Origin of the sequence: Pseudomonas sp. GLN_2, assembly GCF_043106005.1 — a bacterium.
In the GTDB taxonomy this organism is placed as follows: Bacteria; Pseudomonadota; Gammaproteobacteria; order Pseudomonadales; family Pseudomonadaceae; genus Aquipseudomonas; species Aquipseudomonas alloputida.
Window position 1 is genome coordinate 111,312 of the sequence record NZ_JBICMC010000077.1, and the last position, 16,074, is coordinate 127,385.

At 61.6% G+C, this 16,074-nt stretch carries 17 protein-coding genes and 1 pseudogene; 12 read left to right on the forward strand and 6 right to left on the reverse strand.

Features of this window, described 5'->3' with window-relative positions:
• Nucleotides 1–37: 37 nt before the first annotated feature.
• On the reverse strand, nucleotides 38–1,063 hold the full coding sequence (locus ACF8Q6_RS17425) for an ABC transporter substrate-binding protein (RefSeq protein WP_392491826.1): 1,026 nt from the start codon (nucleotides 1,061–1,063) through the stop codon (nucleotides 38–40).
• A 655-nt stretch (nucleotides 1,064–1,718) separates the two neighbouring features.
• Between ACF8Q6_RS17425 and ACF8Q6_RS17430 the strand changes: the two genes are divergently transcribed.
• From ACF8Q6_RS17430 to ACF8Q6_RS17440, 3 genes are all read left to right on the forward strand, one after another.
• Complete coding sequence (locus ACF8Q6_RS17430) at nucleotides 1,719–2,525, forward strand: membrane protein (RefSeq protein WP_019751605.1); 807 nt, start codon at nucleotides 1,719–1,721, stop codon at nucleotides 2,523–2,525.
• A 465-nt stretch (nucleotides 2,526–2,990) separates the two neighbouring features.
• A complete protein-coding gene (locus ACF8Q6_RS17435; protein ID WP_161773739.1) occupies nucleotides 2,991–3,977 on the forward strand; it encodes a DNA-binding protein in 987 nt (328 codons plus the stop codon).
• A 55-nt stretch (nucleotides 3,978–4,032) separates the two neighbouring features.
• Nucleotides 4,033–4,197, forward strand: coding sequence for a DUF6021 family protein (locus ACF8Q6_RS17440; protein ID WP_392491827.1), 165 nt, complete (start codon nucleotides 4,033–4,035; stop codon nucleotides 4,195–4,197).
• 92 nt (nucleotides 4,198–4,289) lie between these two features.
• Here ACF8Q6_RS17440 and ACF8Q6_RS17445 read toward each other — a convergent pair whose 3' ends face one another.
• Entirely contained in the window at nucleotides 4,290–4,541 is a 252-nt protein-coding gene (locus ACF8Q6_RS17445) for a hypothetical protein (RefSeq protein WP_392491828.1), read from the reverse strand.
• A gap of 8 nt (nucleotides 4,542–4,549) precedes the next feature.
• Nucleotides 4,550–5,050, reverse strand: a complete 501-nt coding sequence (locus ACF8Q6_RS17450) for a DUF4142 domain-containing protein (protein WP_392491829.1) — start codon at nucleotides 5,048–5,050, stop codon at nucleotides 4,550–4,552.
• Nucleotides 5,051–5,202: 152 nt separating this feature from the next.
• Here ACF8Q6_RS17450 and ACF8Q6_RS17455 point away from each other — a divergent pair, with 152 nt between their 5' ends.
• Nucleotides 5,203–6,771 carry a diguanylate cyclase gene (locus ACF8Q6_RS17455; RefSeq protein WP_392491830.1) on the forward strand — a complete coding sequence of 523 codons (1,569 nt, stop codon included), beginning with the start codon at nucleotides 5,203–5,205 and terminating at the stop codon, nucleotides 6,769–6,771.
• A gap of 43 nt (nucleotides 6,772–6,814) precedes the next feature.
• Here the strand turns inward: ACF8Q6_RS17455 and ACF8Q6_RS17460 are convergent, their stop codons facing one another.
• Nucleotides 6,815–7,318 (reverse strand): GNAT family N-acetyltransferase, encoded by a 504-nt coding sequence (locus ACF8Q6_RS17460; RefSeq protein ID WP_392491832.1) that lies wholly within the window; start codon nucleotides 7,316–7,318, stop codon nucleotides 6,815–6,817.
• Nucleotides 7,319–7,335: 17 nt separating this feature from the next.
• Complete coding sequence (locus tag ACF8Q6_RS17465; protein ID WP_392491833.1) at nucleotides 7,336–8,049, reverse strand: MgtC/SapB family protein; 714 nt, start codon at nucleotides 8,047–8,049, stop codon at nucleotides 7,336–7,338.
• Nucleotides 8,050–8,447: 398 nt separating this feature from the next.
• Here ACF8Q6_RS17465 and ACF8Q6_RS17470 point away from each other — a divergent pair, with 398 nt between their 5' ends.
• Complete coding sequence (locus ACF8Q6_RS17470; RefSeq protein ID WP_392491834.1) at nucleotides 8,448–8,915, forward strand: beta-carotene hydroxylase; 468 nt, start codon at nucleotides 8,448–8,450, stop codon at nucleotides 8,913–8,915.
• Nucleotides 8,916–8,949: 34 nt separating this feature from the next.
• Here the strand turns inward: ACF8Q6_RS17470 and ACF8Q6_RS17475 are convergent, their stop codons facing one another.
• A complete protein-coding gene (locus tag ACF8Q6_RS17475; protein WP_392491835.1) occupies nucleotides 8,950–9,843 on the reverse strand; it encodes a bile acid:sodium symporter family protein in 894 nt (297 codons plus the stop codon).
• Between the two features lie 184 nt (nucleotides 9,844–10,027).
• On the opposite strand from ACF8Q6_RS17475, the gene ACF8Q6_RS17480 reads away from it, so the two are divergent.
• The 7 genes and pseudogenes from ACF8Q6_RS17480 to ACF8Q6_RS17510 all read left to right on the forward strand — a co-directional run bounded on the left by ACF8Q6_RS17480 (nucleotide 10,028) and on the right by ACF8Q6_RS17510 (nucleotide 16,069).
• Entirely contained in the window at nucleotides 10,028–10,891 is an 864-nt protein-coding gene (locus ACF8Q6_RS17480) for a Dyp-type peroxidase (RefSeq protein ID WP_121783503.1), read from the forward strand.
• 89 nt (nucleotides 10,892–10,980) lie between these two features.
• Nucleotides 10,981–11,892, forward strand: a complete 912-nt coding sequence (locus ACF8Q6_RS17485; RefSeq protein WP_017148354.1) for an aldo/keto reductase — start codon at nucleotides 10,981–10,983, stop codon at nucleotides 11,890–11,892.
• Nucleotides 11,893–11,896: 4 nt separating this feature from the next.
• Nucleotides 11,897–13,180, forward strand: a complete 1,284-nt coding sequence (locus ACF8Q6_RS17490; RefSeq protein WP_392491838.1) for an NTP/NDP exchange transporter — start codon at nucleotides 11,897–11,899, stop codon at nucleotides 13,178–13,180.
• A gap of 204 nt (nucleotides 13,181–13,384) precedes the next feature.
• Nucleotides 13,385–13,510, forward strand: a pseudogene (locus tag ACF8Q6_RS17495) (general stress protein); the annotation flags it as partial.
• Between the two features lie 58 nt (nucleotides 13,511–13,568).
• On the forward strand, nucleotides 13,569–13,766 hold the full coding sequence (locus ACF8Q6_RS17500) for a hypothetical protein (RefSeq protein ID WP_014756700.1): 198 nt from the start codon (nucleotides 13,569–13,571) through the stop codon (nucleotides 13,764–13,766).
• Nucleotides 13,767–13,784: 18 nt separating this feature from the next.
• Nucleotides 13,785–15,116 (forward strand): iron-containing redox enzyme family protein, encoded by a 1,332-nt coding sequence (locus ACF8Q6_RS17505; RefSeq protein WP_392491840.1) that lies wholly within the window; start codon nucleotides 13,785–13,787, stop codon nucleotides 15,114–15,116.
• Nucleotides 15,116–16,069, forward strand: coding sequence for a class I SAM-dependent methyltransferase (locus tag ACF8Q6_RS17510; RefSeq protein ID WP_019751594.1), 954 nt, complete (start codon nucleotides 15,116–15,118; stop codon nucleotides 16,067–16,069). Before ACF8Q6_RS17505 ends, ACF8Q6_RS17510 begins: the two co-directional genes overlap by 1 nt.
• The last annotated feature ends 5 nt before the right edge of the window (nucleotides 16,070–16,074 follow it).

Here is a 16,074-nt window from a genome sequence, read left to right on the forward strand (position 1 = left end):
GTCAGGATTCCTCACAGCGTTGAGCTTGTTAGGGTGTTCAGCGGCTGCCGACCTGTTCGGCCTCAGGGAGTACCTTCAGGTCTTGCACAAAGCGCGTGGTGTACGCGTTGCGCCAAGGTGCGTCGGGACCGAGCAGACCCGCCTCGACCATGAAGTTGCGGGTCGCTTGCCAGCGGCTGTCAGTCATGGTGCCGATCCCTTTGGTTGCAGCCTCTCCACCGGTGACCAGGCGGTACTGCTTGAGGGTCGAGACGCCCCAGGCCAGCAGTTCATCGGTCATGTTGGGGTTGTCGCGCTTGATCAGTGCATTGCCGGCGCTGGGGTCATCCAGATAGCGCTTCCAACCCTCCATGGATGCGCGCACGAAACCTGCTACCCGCTCCGGGTGCTGAGCGATGATGTCTTGACGGGTGACCACGGTGGATCCGTAGGGTGGATAACCGGCATCTGCGAAGAGGAAAAAGTTCGGCGTCACGCCTGCCTTTATCGCCTGGAACAGTTCCGAGCTGGCATACGCCTGTTGTGTGGTTTGCGGGTCGGCTAGAAAGGGTTGCAGGTTGAAGGTGTAAGGCCGCGCCTGGTTGTCAGCCAATTGATACTTACCCTTCAGCCAAGGCCACCAGGTTTGCTGGCCCGAGGTGGACACCAGCACAGGCTTGCCGCCAAGCCCATCAAGTCCGCTGACGTCTGCGTGGGTCATCAACCCTTGCGGGTCTCCCTGGAAGGGCGCAGCCACTGCGACCACTGGCAGGCCTTGCTCGACACTTTTTAGAATCTGCAGGTCATAGTTGACGATGAAATCAGCTTGCTTGCTGACCAGCAGTTGCATGCCATTGACCTGTGGTCCACCCATGCGGATGGACACATCCAGGCCTTCCTTTTCGTACAACCCATCGGCCAGTGCCTGGTAGAAGCCGCCCTGTTCGGCCTGAGCATACCAGGAGGTCAGCAACACGACTTTGTCGCCAGCGATCGCCAGCGGAGCGATCGTCAGCGTGGTGGGGAGCAACGCTGCTGCCAACAGCGAGCGTAACGGGCGAGCCAAGGCAAAACGCGTTTTCATCATGTGTTCTTCACCCCGATTCAAAAAACCACCGTGCGCCGGATAGCGCGACAGCGAAGGAGCCGGGCGGAGAGAACGTGGGAAGAGAATGGCGTCGCGAAGCAAAAGGGCGTGAACTGGAAACTGACATTGCTCTCTTGCCCGGGGCTGCCATAGCCTCGTTCAAACATCCGCTCGGATGTACGCCCCGAAGGACGCAAGAGCAATGCCCCATGCCATGCCTGGCACTGACCGCTTCTACTCGCTGATACAAGAAGCCAGAAGCATGCCAATTTCATGAAGCCGCTGACTTTGCGGTGTAGCGACCCGCACCCGTGGGGGCCGGCACTGACGCGTGAGTTGAGAAGGTGCAGAACGTACCGATTGAGCACTAATAAAGTGCGCAATGTTCCGATGCGATGGTGTTCATTGATGCTTGGGATTGCTCACAATAAGCAATTTACGTGTATCCGATTAGTTGGCACGCGCCCTGCTTTGCGCTAACTCGAGTAGAAGCGGTCAGTGCCTAAGATGGCATGGGACATTGCTCTGGCGGCCTTGCGCCGCTCCCCCGGCAAGGGTGGCGCCTCGGCATGAGCCGGGGCCAGAGGAGAGGTCGTCCGCTGCTGCATACCCTTGCTGGCGAAAACCAACAATCACGACCCAAGGGATGCAAATGAAACCGAACGCTCTTTCCTGGCTGCTTCACAGCGTCGTCCCACTCTGCGCGCTGGCCACTGGCAGTGCCCAGGCGAATCCGCTGATGTGGAGCAACAACAGCCTCAGCTACCTCTACGGGCACGGTTATAAAGTCGATGGCACCGGCAACGATATCCAGCAAACCATCACCTTTGAGCACGCCAGTGGCTGGACCTGGGGCGACATGTTCTTGTTCGTCGATAACAAGTGGTCCAACGGCTTGTCCGGCAACGATGGCTATACCTATTACGGCGAGTTTTCACCGCGACTGTCGCTGGGCAAAATCAGTGGCCACCGTCTTAGCTATGGCATCGTCAAGGATGTGTTGATCGCTGCCACCTATGAGCGCGGAGAAGGGCGCAATCGAAAGTACCTGCTTGGGCCCGCTGTTGACCTGAACCTGCCTGGATTTGATCGTTTTTCACTCAACACTTACTACCGCAAGCCCGATGGGATCACCGGTAAAGCGTCTGGACAGTGGCAGATCAACCCGACCTGGGCCATGACGATACCGCTCGGCCGCTCAGACATTTTGTTCGACGGTTATCTGGAGTGGTACGTCAATGATGTGGGGACGAAGGGTACCTCGAACTATGTAGCCAAGAGTTTCCACTTCAACCCCCAGATCAAGTACGACGTCGGTAAGGCGATGGGGCAAGCGCCGGCGCGTTTCTATGCGGGGATCGAGTGGGACTATTGGTCCGACAAATATGGCATCGAAGACAGCCACGGCTTTCCGACCGATCAGAACGCGTTGAGTGCATTGATCAAGGTGCATTTCTAGGCTCTGTACGAATGCAGATGTCGCAAACACCGCATGGACACGCCAGCGAGACAACTGCGGCATAGCTTTTCGTAAGCCTGTCGAAGGGTGTCACGACCCGGCGGTTCCCTTCAGTCAGCCAGACATGCGCTCGATGATGTTGTGCTGTTGGTACTTGGGCCGATCAAACAGTCTGGGTAAACCACGCGTTGGATTGCACTTCATTGAGCGCATGCGGGTGCCCATGTAGCGGCTCATTATCACCAACACGTCCGCTCGCCTGTATCAGAGCCTTCAGTTCGCGATTGTTCACAGATTCAGTCATGAGCGCTGCTGCGCCAGCTGAATCCAAGCGATTTTACCGCTCACATACGATAAGCCGTGATTATTCCACCTGAGGAAATGTTTGCAGGCGGGGTTTTCTATCGCCATAATTGGTACGTAATTACATGTTACATAACACAGTACAAAATCGTAGGAGCAAGCATGGCCCGTGGCGGCATCAACAAGGTGGTAGTGCAGCAGGCACGTCAGGCACTGATCGCCCGGGGTGAGAACCCCAGCATCGATGCCATACGTATCGAGTTGGGCAATACCGGCTCCAAAACCACGATTCACCGCTACCTGAAGGAACTGAACGGCCAGCAGCCGGTGGCTTCCGAAGGCGGGGTCGCGCTGAGCGATGTGCTGAGCCGCCTGGTTGGGCAACTGGCAACCCAGCTGCAGGACGAGGCCGACCTGAAGATCGAGCAGGCCGAAAGCACCTTCACACAACAGCGCGAGACGCTTGAAGCGCAGCTGGAAATCGCCCAGCAGGCACTGGCCGCAGCGCACCAGCAACACAAGATCGATGCAGCGGCACTGGCTGCAGAGACAGAAAAACTGTTGTCCACGCAAAGCACGCTGCAAGCCGAACAGCTGCGCAGTGCCAGCCTCAACCAGTCGCTGGGTGAGTTGCAGGTGCGCCTGGCTGACAAGGACGAGCAGGTCAAATCGTTGGAAGACAAGCACCGCCATGCCCGCGACGCCCTGGAGCACTACCGCAATGCCAGCCGTGAACAGCGTGAGCAGGAACAGCGCCGCCACGAAGCGCAGTTGCAGCAGATGCAGGTGGAATTACGTCAGATGCAGCAGGGCATGATCGTCAAGCAGGACGAACTTACCCGCTTGCACCGTGACAATGAGCGGTTGCTGGGAGAGCATCGTCAGGCGGCCAGTGAATGCCGGGCGCAGGATGAGTTGCTGGAACAACGCGATGCGCAGATCCAAGGCCTGCGCACGATCCTGGCCCAGGCACAAGGCGCCAGCGAAGAGATGCGCCGGCAGCTGGATGTGCAAGCCCAGAGCCTTGAAGCCAGGCGCGACGTGTGCGCCGAGCAGGCGCGGCAGTTGCAGTGGCTTGAGGAACAGTTGAAGGCACGCGACGAGGCGCTGGCGCAGTGTCGAGCGCAATTGGCCTCGGTTGCAGATTAATCAAACTTTTCCTGGCGGGTGGTTTCTTCCCTAGACACTCACCGGAGATAACGCCATGCCTGGAAGTCAACCACCGCACAAAGAGGGGCCTCACTCGGCCGAGCAGGTCGATAAAAAGACAGACCTTGGTTTCGACCCCGATTCCCCGGATGTCGAAGACCCTCAAGTCGACCCGCAGGGGCCGGCCAAGCCGCCTCGAGACATTGAGAAGAAGGAATAAACCACGGCCTTGATGATTGGCCTCATCGCCGGCAAGCCATGCGCAATATCTCGGGGCAGGCTTGTCGGCGACCAGGCCAGACCAGGTTCTTGTCAGCCTCCTGCGCGCCTGGCGGCCTCTACGCCCGCCGCCGACAGCTTGATCGGGTAGTGCACGCTGATCTGATAATCACTGCTCACCGCCACGCTACCGTCGTGAATCAGACCGGCTTCTTGCAGCGTCTTGAGCATGCCGGCCACCGCCTTTTCGCCGCGGTAGTTGTCCAGCACTTCCTTGCCTAGCCCTTCGGGATGCGCATGCAGCAGACGGGTAAGTACTTCGGTCTTCAATGCATCGTTACTCATGTGCGACCTCACTTGCCGTGCTTGGACTGAAGTGCCTTGGCATGCTCCAGGTGCTGTTCGAGTTTGGGCAACGTTTCGCTGGCAAAGGCCTTCAGTTCAGCCTTGTCGGACGATGCAGCCTCCTTCTTGAACAGTTCCACCGCTTTTTCGTGAGCGTCTACCTGGTTGTTGAGGTACGACTTGTCGAAGGACTCATCGCGCCATTCCAGGATCATTTTCTTGACCTTGTCGGTCATGGCGGCCTCATCCGGCACGGAAATGTCCAGCTTGCGGGCAATGTCGCCGAGTTTCTGGTTGGCCTGGGTGTGGTCGGTGACCATTTGCTGGGCAAATGCCTTGATCTCGGCGTTCTGGCTTTTCTCCTGAGCCAGATTGCCGGTCACCACTTCGGCAATGCCGGCCTCGGTGGCCGCTTCGACGAAATCATCGGAAGTCGCGGCCATTGCGTGCACCGATGCCAGGCCCAGCACCATGGAAAAACCAACGCGTTTGATGAAGAGGCTATTCATGCTTCACTCCTTTTAACCGTGGCGCGACCTCAGTGTCGCGTACGGTTGAGGGTGAAGGCGTGGCAAAGGTTTAATCTTTTTTGCCGCCGGGTCCGATATTCGACGCTGAACTATAGTGAAAGGCGGCGAACGCGGTATGGCCAGGGATTCCAATGTGCGCAGCCCGGAAACAGTATGACGACGGGGTTTTCGCCATCAGTGGCGAGGGCCGCGCGGTGGCGCTGTTCCGTCTGGTACTGGCGTTCATGCTGGCGGTGATGCTGGCATTCGTGCTGGTGGAGGGCTGGCGCATCTGGCGTGACTACCGTTTTGCCTATAACAACGCCGAGAACATGGTCAGCAACCTGGCTCGGGCCACGGCACAGCACGCCGAGGACGCTATCCGCCAGGTCGACGTCATTACCGCGGCCTTGGCCGAGCGCCTGGAAGGCGACGGTTTCGATCACATCGACCGGCCGCGCCTGCATGCCTTGCTGGCGCAGCAAAAAAGCATCATGCCGCAGTTGCACGGGCTTTTCGTTTACGGCCCGGACGGCAGCTGGATCGTCACTGATCAGGCGGCCATCCCGCCCAACGCCAATAACGCCGACCGGGACTACTTCGTCTATCACCGCAGCCATACCGACCCCGGTGTACGTATCGGTTCGGTGGTGCGCAGCCGCTCCACCGGCGACCTGATCATTCCTATTTCCAGGCGCCTGGAGTATGCCGACGGCCGCTTCGCCGGCGTATTGCTCGGCACCATCAAAGTGGCGTGGTTCGTGCGTTACTACGGCGACTTCAAGATTGACGAACGCGGTGCGCTGGTGCTGGCCAAGCGCGACGGCACCCTCCTGGTACGGCGCCCGTTCGTGGAACAGGTGATAGGCCGAAGTCTTGCCAACAGTGAGATCTTCCGCAACCACTTGCCGTATGCCACAGAAGGGGTAGCGGAGGCGGTAGCGGTCGTCGATGGTACACCTCGGCTGTATGGCTACCGCGCGTTGTCCAGCTACCCATTGGTCGTGGAGGCGGGGCTGTCGCGTGAGTCCATTGTCGCGCCCTGGCGGTACGATGCGATCAAGTCGGTGGCGGTATTGCTGCTGTTGTTGGTCGGGCTGGCAGCGTTTGGCGGAGTGGTGCTGCGCCAACTGCGCGAGCGGATCGCCATCGAGCGGGCGCTGCTCCAGGCGCACCAGACGCTGAAAGCGTTGGCCTTGACCGACAGCCTTACCGGGCTGGGCAACCGTCGGCGGCTGGATGGGGTGTTCGAACCTGAGCTGCGCCGTGCACGGCGCCAAGGCTACCCCCTGGCGCTGGTGATGCTAGACCTGGATTACTTCAAGGCCTACAACGACCGCTACGGTCACCCGGCTGGTGACCAGTGCTTGCGACGCTTTGCCGAAGTGCTGCAGCAGGCCTTGAAACGGCCGGCCGATCTGGCGGTGCGCTATGGTGGGGAGGAATTTACGCTGTTGCTGCCCGATACCGATGGCCGCGGCGCGGAACTGCTGGTGCAGGAGTTACAGCAGCTGTTGCGCCGACAGGCGCTGGAACATGCCGCGAGCCCGTTGGGAAGGGTGTCGTTCAGTGCCGGGATCGCGGTGGTCGACCTGGCGCGGGAGGGCGTCACTGCTGAGGCGCTGGTCGCGGCGGCGGACAGGGCGTTGTACCAGGCCAAACAGCAGGGGCGGGACGGGTATTGCGTGGCGGGTAGTGTGGCGGCGGGGCAGGGTTGCTGACCTGGCTGGAGCGCGCGGGGGCGCCATGCGTCGCGATGAAACGCTAAAGCCCCAGACGCATTGCACAACGCCCGCTGAGACCGTGAGCATGCTCGCTTGCGAGGATGCTCTGGAGTCGTTCGCAAAGCCGGCTTTCCTGAAGCATCTCGAACCCGAAACGGGCATAGAACGGCGCATTCCAAGGCACATCCACAAAGGTGGTCAGCGTCAGCTCGCGTACACCGGCGCAGCGGCCTGCATCGACCACTTGCTGCAGCAACCGGCGCCCGACACCTTGCCCCTGGGCCTCCTGGCGCACCGATATCTCATGAAGGTGCAATGCCTGATCCGCCCGCCGGGCGCAGGCAAAACCCACAATGCGCCCAGCCGGGTCCTGCGCCACCCAACTACCATCTGCCTCGACGAAAGCCCTGTGCGCCGCGCAATCCATGACTTCGCCTCGCGCCAGCCAGGCCAGTGCCGGCCAACTGACAAAAGCCTGGGCTGCCGAGCGCTCGACGTCCGGCAGCCACGTGATGTCCCGGTCAAGGGTAGGGCGGATAAGCATGAGTCACTCCTGTCGTTCTAATCCGTCGCCAGCACCTGCGGCTGTAATTGCCAGCGCACCGAGCTTACACCTTTCTCCAGGCTGACCCTGCTGACCAGGCGCTCCAGTTGCGCCGGCGCCTGCGCGGTGCCCAACAGCTCGGCGCGCACTTCCAGGCGCGCAGGATTTTCCAGGTCCTGGCTCTGCAACGACTGCAGGCGCAGTTGTGGGTCGCCCAGGCTATGCAACATCAGGCTACGCACCTGGATCTCATCCTCGCCGCGGCAGACGATACGGACTTCGAAGTGCTGTTCCACCTCGCTGGCCGGCACCACGTCCTGACGGTCCAGGCGCTGGGCGATGTCACGCAACAAGATGTTGGCGCAGAGCACCACCAGGCTACCCAGCGCCGCCTCCATCATCAGCCCGAGGCTGCACAGCACGCCGACCGCAGCCGTGCACCACAAGGTGGCCGCGGTGTTCAGGCCACGTACATTGAAACCATCGCGCATGATGACACCACCGCCGAGAAAGCCGATGCCCGACACCACATAGGCTGCGACGCGCGACGCATCGGCAGGCGCCATGCCTGGCACCGCCTGGGTCATCAATACGAACAGGCAGGCACCGGTACTGACCAGCGCATTGGTGCGCAGCCCGGTCAGGCGTTGGCGCAATTGCCGCTCGGCACCGATCAGCGCCCCCAGCACCAGGGCAATGCTGACGCGCAGCAGAAATACTTTCCAATCCATAGCAAACCTCTTCCGCAGGCACACGCCCGCATGAACGCCATCAGTTGGCGCGGTTGAAATAACCAGAAAATTGCGCAGGACCACGCGGAGGGAAGGAGAAGCGGGGGTTACAGAAAACCACCGTCTTGCCAGAGCGGCCAGACAGGGCAGAACACTGCCGGGCTAGCGCGCCACGCGGGCCTGTCGCAAGCGACTGGGGCTACTGTCCAAGGCAGGTCTCCTGTTGAGGAAGGCAAAATTGCGTCGCGGACCATACGCCGCAGGGCAGAGCAGGTCAAGGGCAAACACATGACAATGGCTTCATCAGGGAACGGCCTGCTGCCGGTCACGCCCACATGGAAAAAACCCTGGGCAGCCGGTAACCTTGCGCCTTCCTTTGCCATCACCCGGACCGTTCCATGCTGTTCAATCTCGCCATATTGTTCGGCACCCTGGTAGCCATGGAGGGCGTTGGTACGCTGGCTCACAAGTACATCATGCATGGCTGGGGCTGGTGGCTGCACCGATCGCACCATGAGCCACACCTGGGTATGCTCGAAACCAACGACCTGTACCTGATGGCCCTGGGGCTGATCGCCACGGCGCTGGTGGCGCTGGGCAAAAGTGGTTATGCGCCTTTGCAGTGGGTGGGCGGTGGTGTGGCTGGGTATGGGGCACTGTATGTACTGGCCCACGACGGCTTCTTTCACCGACACTGGCCGCGCAAGCCGCGGCCGGTCAACCGCTACCTGAAACGCCTGCACCGCGCGCACCGCCTGCACCATGCGGTGAAGGGGCGCACAGGGAGCGTGTCGTTTGGGTTTTTCTATGCGCCGCCGCTGAAGGTGTTGAAGCAGCAACTGCGCAGCAGGCGCAGCCAATCGTGACGCATCCCCGGCACCTGCCGGGCATTGGGTGACGTCAGTTCACGGTTTCACCTTTGGGCTCTGCCGCCACATGCCCGCGGCTCACCCACCAGCCAAACCCGGCCGCAGTAAAGAACATGATCAAGCTGTACAACGCAGCCGGCACCGCCATGGTCGCGTTGTTCAGCAGCGAAGGGCTCAACGCCAGGGCAATCGCCAAGGTCCCGTTATGGATGCCAATTTCCATACCAATGGCAATCGCCTGGCGCTTGGGAATGTTCAACAACCGCGGCACCCAATAGCCCACCGTCAGGCTCAGCAGGTTGAACAGCAGCGCCGCCAGGCCCACCACCGGTGCGTACTCGACCACTGTCTGCCAGTCCTTGGCCAGTGCCAGGACGATGGTGAAGGCCAGGAACAGCGCAGCCACCAGCTTCATCGGTTTCTCCATGCGCGCAGCGAATGCCGGGGCAAAATGGCGAATCAGCATGCCCAGCGCCACCGGCAGCAAGACGATGGCGAACACCTGCATGACCTTGGCGAACTGCAGTGGAATAGCCTGGTCCGAGGCCATGAACCAGCTCAGCGACAGGTTCACCAGCAACGGCATGGTCAGGATCGCGATCAGTGAGTTGACCGCCGTCAGGGTGATGTTCAATGCCACGTCACCGTGGGCCAGATGGCTGAACAGGTTGGCCGTGGTACCGCCCGGCGAAGCCGCCAGAAGCATCAACCCCACTGCCAGGGCAGATTCCAGGCCAAAGCCGTTGGCGATCAGAAAGCACACCAGCGGCAACAGCAGGATCTGGCACACCAGGCCCACCACCACGGGCTTTGGGTATTTCACCACGCGAGCGAAGTCGGCCAGGGTCAGCGACAACCCAAGGCCAAGCATGATGATGCCCAGTGCAAGCGGCAGAAACGCAGTGAACAGGGGCGAGGCGGTCATGAGGGAGATCTCGGGCGAAGGATCTGAAGCAGTGTAGGTCGGCCTTGATCGATAGCTAATTGCAAAGGGCCAGCTCTTGGTAACCGTTTGTTACCACGTGCAGCGGCTGGCGAGGCTGCATGCCGCATTGCAGCAGGCATGCAGGCGAAGTAGCATTCCGTTTTTACCTTAGGATTAGCCTGATATGCCGTTCCAGCAAGGTCTGCTTGCCACCCCGGTGCCGGCCCACGCCCGTCACCTGTTCTTCACCCTGCAGTCGCCCGAGGCGTTGCCTGCCGCGCTGGATGCCTTGCTGCCGCAGGTCGATGGCAAACAGTTGCTGCTGGGTGTAGGCGCCCCGCTGGCCAAGGCCCTGGGCCGTGAAATACCCGGCCTGCGCCCGTTCCCGCTGCTGGATGCCGCGGTGGAGAACCCCAGCACCCAACACGCCCTGTGGCTGTGGCTGCGTGGCGACGAACGTGGCGACCTGCTGCTGCGCGCCCAGGCCCTGGAGCAGGCGCTGGCACCCGCCCTGGGCCTGGCCGACAGCGTTGATGGCTTCCTGCACCGGGGCGGCCATGACCTTACCGGTTATGAAGACGGTACCGAAAACCCGGTAGACGAAGAGGCGGTGCAAGCGGCCATTGCCGCAGATGGCTCCAGCTTTGCCGCGTTCCAGCTGTGGAAGCACGACCTGCAATACTTCAAGTCGTTGCCCCAGGCAGACCAGGACAACATCATCGGCCGTCGCTTGAGCGATAACGAAGAACTCGACGACGCCCCCGAGTCCGCGCACGTCAAGCGCACCGCCCAGGAAAGCTTTGAACCCGAGGCGTTCATGGTCCGTCGCTCGGTAGCCTGGGCCGACCAACGCGGCGCCGGCCTGGCCTTTGTCGCGCTGGGCAAGAGTTTCGAGGCATTCGAAGTGCAGCTGCGGCGCATGAGTGGCCTGGAAGACGGCATCATCGACGGACTTTACCGCTTTAGCCGCCCGCTGACGGGGGGCTACTACTGGTGCCCGCCAATGAGCGAGACGGGTGTCGATCTGAGCCCCTTGCTGCGGGCCTGATCTCTAAACATCCAGATACAGAAACACCCGCAGGCGAGGGACAGAGCGGCTAGGCTTGAAAATTTCCGATTCATGACGGGAGATTTTCCATGTACGCACGTCGTGAAGTCCTACGCGCCGGTGCAACATTGGGGTTGCTGGCCGCCGCCAGCCCTTGGCTGCACGCTGCCGTGCCGGCGGGTTTGCTGGCCCGTAAAGTCCCGTCCACCGGTGAAGCGTTGCCGGTGATCGGTGCCGGTACTTCGGGCAGTTTCGAAGTAGAAAGCGGTTCGCCCCAATACCTTCAGCTCAAAACGGTGCTGAAGGCATTTTTTGAAGGCGGCGGCCGGGTGATCGACACCTCGCCCAACTACGGGGGCGCCGACAGCATTCTCGGCCAGTTGCTGGAAGAGGGCGGCTGGCACCGCCAGTGCTTCCTGGCCACCAAGATCGCCGCCAATAGCCGGGCTGAAGCCCAAGCGCAGTGGGCCGGCAGCCTCAAGAGCCTGCGTACCGACAAGGTCGACTTGCTGCAGATTCACAACCTGCGTGACTGGCAGACCCAGCTGCCTTATGCCCGCGAGCTGAAGCAGCAGGGCGGGACACGTTATGTCGGCATCACCCATTACCTGAACAGTGGCCACGACGACGTCGCCCGTATCGTGCGCAGCGAGCCGCTGGACTTCATCCAGATCAACTACTCGGTCAACGCCCCTGATGCTGCCCGGGAACTGCTGCCGCTGTGCCAGGACAAGGGCGTTGCGGTGTTGATCAATCGGGCCTTCGACGATGGCCGGCTGTTCGCCCGGGTCAAGGGCCAGGCCTTGCCGGGCTGGGCCGCCGAAGCAGGCATCGGCAGCTGGGCACAGCTGTTTCTCAAGTTCGCCATCAGCCACCCGGCAGTGACCACGGTCATACCCGCTACCAGTCGGCCTGACCGCCAGCTCGATCAGCTCAAGGCCGGGCATGAGCCAATGCTCACCCCGGCGCAGCAACAGGCGCTGATCACGCAGTTTGCCTGACATCATGCAAGCCTGGCGGCGGCGCCTGGACCAAGGGCTGAATATCCAGCCTGGTGAAGGGCCGGCGGTCATCGCCGGCTTGTTGCTGTTCTACCTGCTGTTCACCGGTTACTTCATGCTGCGCCCGGTGCGCGAAACCATGGGCGTTGCCGGTGGCGTGGAAAACCTGCAGTGGCTGTTCACCGGCACCTTCATTGCCACGTTGGCGTGCCTGCCGCTGTTCGGCTGGCTGGCATCCAGGGTGCAGCGCAGGCATATCCTGCCTTGGACTTATGGTTTTTTCGCCAGCAACCTGTTGCTGTTCGCGGCACTGTTGGCCGGTAACCCTGACGATCTCTGGACCGCCCGGGCCTTCTACATCTGGCTGTCGGTGTTCAATTTGCTGACGATCTCGCTGGCCTGGAGCGTGCTTGCCGATCTGTTTTCCACCGCCCAAGGCAAGCGGCTGTTCGGTCTGCTGGCAGCCGGAGCCAGCCTGGGCGGGCTCAGTGGCCCCCTGCTTGGCACCCTGCTGGTGGCGCCGCTCGGCCATGCCGGGTTACTGGTGCTGGCGGCGGTATTTCTGCTGGGCAGTATCGGCGCGACACTGTTCCTGCAACGCTGGCGAGCCCGTCAACCCATTGCGATTCAAACCGAACATCAGGACGCGCGGCCACTGGGTGGCAACCCCTTTACTGGCGCCACCGCCGTCCTGCGTTCGCCCTATCTGCTAGGCATCGCCTTGTTCGTGGTATTGCTGGCCAGCGTCAGCACATTCCTGTACTTCGAGCAGGCGCGTATTGTCAGCGAAACCTTCACGGACCGCACCCGACAGACACAGGTGTTCGGCCTGATCGACACGGTTGTGCAGGCCCTGGCCATCCTCACCCAGGTCTTTCTTACCGGGCGCCTGGCCCGTCGGCTGGGTGTCGGTGTATTGCTGGTTGCAGTGCCGCTGGTCATGGCTGTCGGCTTCTTGTGGCTGGCACTGGCCCCGGTGTTTGCCCTGTTCGTGGTGGTGATGGTGGTGCGCCGGGCAGGTGAATACGCACTGGTACGGCCAGGGCGGGAGATGCTGTTCACCGTGCTGCCCGCCGAGGACAAGTACAAAGCCAAGAACTTCATCGACACGGTGGTCTACCGTGGTGGCGATGCGCTGAGCGGCTGGCTCAAGCGTGGGTTGGACGTCATGGGCGAGCACCCACAATTGGCGATGCTGATCGGCGCGCTGCTTGCCGTGGGTTGGGCCGCGACGGGTGGCTGGCTGGGCCGGCGCCAGGCGCGCATGGATCGCCCGCCGCACCACTGACACGCGCACCAAATACGGCGATGCCGTTTATTTAACGCCACCGGTCCGAACCTCTCGTAATAAAGCGAATCTGCCGATATCGCCGAACTCCGAATCTGTGTACGGCATCTTGCCGTGCATTCCGAAGTCATATGAGGTTTGAACACCATGGCCACTAAAGACAACAGCCGCACCGGCAATCAACAAGGCAGCCAAGGCGGTAACAAGAACCCGGGCAATTTCGCCAATGACCGTGAAAAAGCTTCCGAAGCCGGTCGCAAGGGCGGCCAGTCCTCGGGCGGCAACATGCCCCACGACCGCGAGTCGGGCCACAAGGGCGGCCGTTCGTAACTGACCAAGGCGCAGTGCCGGGGCGACCTGGCACTGCAATTATCCAAGGAGGTACTCCATGCGACTGACTCCACTGATCATCCTGATGGCCGCGCTGAGCTTGGTCGGCGGCTGTTTCGACCGCGACAATGACCACCCTGGTAAAGATTCCGACCCCAGCAAGCCTTCGCTGCAGATGCAGCAACCTGATTCCAAGCCTGCACCGCAGCCTGCGCCCGACCCCGAGCCGATGCCTGGCCAAAAGCCGAGCCAGTAAGAAGACAAGGAGCACGGCATGACGGTGATGAACCGCAATACTGCAAGAAGTGCGCAAGTGGTCACCGAATCGACCAGCCTGCGACAACGCTACCAAGCAATGCTCGCAGGCCAGGATGCTGGCAGCGGCTCATGGCTCGAGGAACAACTGGCGGGGGCCGCGAGCATGCCGGACGACTTGCCCGACACACCGTCCGAGTTGCCGGCCTGGAGCAAGAAGCATACCGCCGAGGTCGCCAAGGCCTACACCGATTACCGGGCACAACGCCGTCAAGGCATGCCCCGGCGTTACTTTTCCAACCGCGCCCACGCATTGTGGTTCCTGCAACAGGTTGCGCCGACCAAGGCCGTGGATGGCGCCTGGCTACAGGGCACCCTGCATCACTGGCGCGATCCACATTATCACGGGCTGATTCGCACCTATCTGGAAGAGCTCGGCAACGGTGATCCACGCTGCAACCATGTGCTGATCTATCAGCGCCTGCTTGGTCGCCTGGGTTGCGTAGAGGCCATGCCCCTGGATGACACGCGATATCTGCAAGGGGCCCTGCAACTTGCCCTGGGGCAGCACTGCGACACTCACCTGCCAGAGGTGGTTGGCTACAACCTCGGTTATGAGCAGCCACCGCTGCATCTGCTGATCACCACGTACGAGCTGGCCGAACTGGGCATCGACGGGCAGTATTTTCAGTTGCATGTGACCATCGACAATGCCGCCAGCGGCCACGCCCGCCTGGCAATTCAGGCGCTGAATCAGCTAAGCCCCGCGCATGATCCGCAGGCGTTCTACGCCAGGGCGCGCTTAGGCTACCGCCTGAATGACCGGGGTATCGCCACGCCAGACCTCATCCGCCAGTTCGACCTGCAAGGCGAACTGTTTGCAGCCCTTGAACGCAAGCGGGTCTATGGCCAATTGATGCATGCCGACCATTGCCGCCTGCAGCAGCGTACGATCAATCAATGGCTGGCCGAACCCGGCGCCATGCCCGCATTCGTTGCCGCATTGCAGGCTCAGGGTTGGATCCGCAGAGGGCAGCCGCCGGCGAACAGCCGCTGGTGGACGCTGATCGACGGGCCGACCGCGGCGATGTTCGGGGTGTTCAACGCCTATGAAAAACAGCTATGGCATGACTGGATCGCCGACGATTGGCAGCCGTCCATCCGCCGCGTGTCCCCTGGCAGTTGGGGGCTGCCCGAGGAGCCTGAAGACATACCCAAGGACGCCTTGAATGTGGCCCCCAAGGCGTTGATCCAGAGGATGGTCGGCAATCGCCACGCCACGCCCGACGGTCTGTCTGCCACGCGCGCCTACATGCGCGTAACCGGGCTGCGCCAGGAGGAACCACGTTGATGATGCTCGCTCACAGGCAAATCGAGGCAGACCAGGCGTTGCTACAACTGGGACAGCGCCTGCGCGCCGATGGATACCGCTTTACCTGCGTGACACCCGCCACCCACGCGCGCGTCAATGCCCGCGAGGGCTGCGGGCAGGCCAGCACCCTGCGCGATATATTCGGCTGGAGCCGACCTTTCGAGCCAGGTTTGCTGTCGGCAGATCAGTTACTGTTGCTCGAACGTGCGCAGGCGTTGGGTGCACAGGGTGAACGGCTGATCAGCACGGTACGCTGGTCCAGCCTGGATGATTTACTGTTGCTGCATTCGGCGTATCCAACCGACGCCAGCGATGCCGTGTTCTTCGGCCCGGACAGTTACCGCTTTGCCCAGGTCATTCGCGATCACCTCCAGCACTGCCCCGAGCGGGTCGAGCATGCAGTGGATATCGGCTGTGGTAGCGGGGTGGGCGCCTTGCTGATTGCCCGCGCCGCCCAGCACGCACAGGTCAGCGCCGTTGACATCAACCCCCTGGCGCTGCGCTATACGGCAATCAATGCAGCCCTGGCGGGCGTGAGTAATCTGTCGGTCGAGCCCAGTGACTTGCTGAACGGTATCAGCGGCACGTTCGACCTGATCGTTGCCAACCCGCCCTACATGCTCGACACCAACGCCCGCATCTACCGTCACGGCGGCGGCGCGCTAGGCGCCGACCTGTCACTGCGTATCGTGGAGCAGGCTCGCGAACGGCTGAGCCGCCACGGTACATTGCTGTTGTACACCGGCGTGGCCATTGTCGAAGGCCGCGACGCCCTGCTCGAAGCCATCCGCCTGCGCCTGGCCGGTCCGGATTGGGCCTGGGTGTATCGGGAAATCGACCCCGACGTATTTGGCGAGCAACTGGCTGAGCCAGGCTACGAACAGGTCGAACGCATCGCCGCCGTGGCGCTCACCGTTACCCGCAGCCGCTGAGGCAG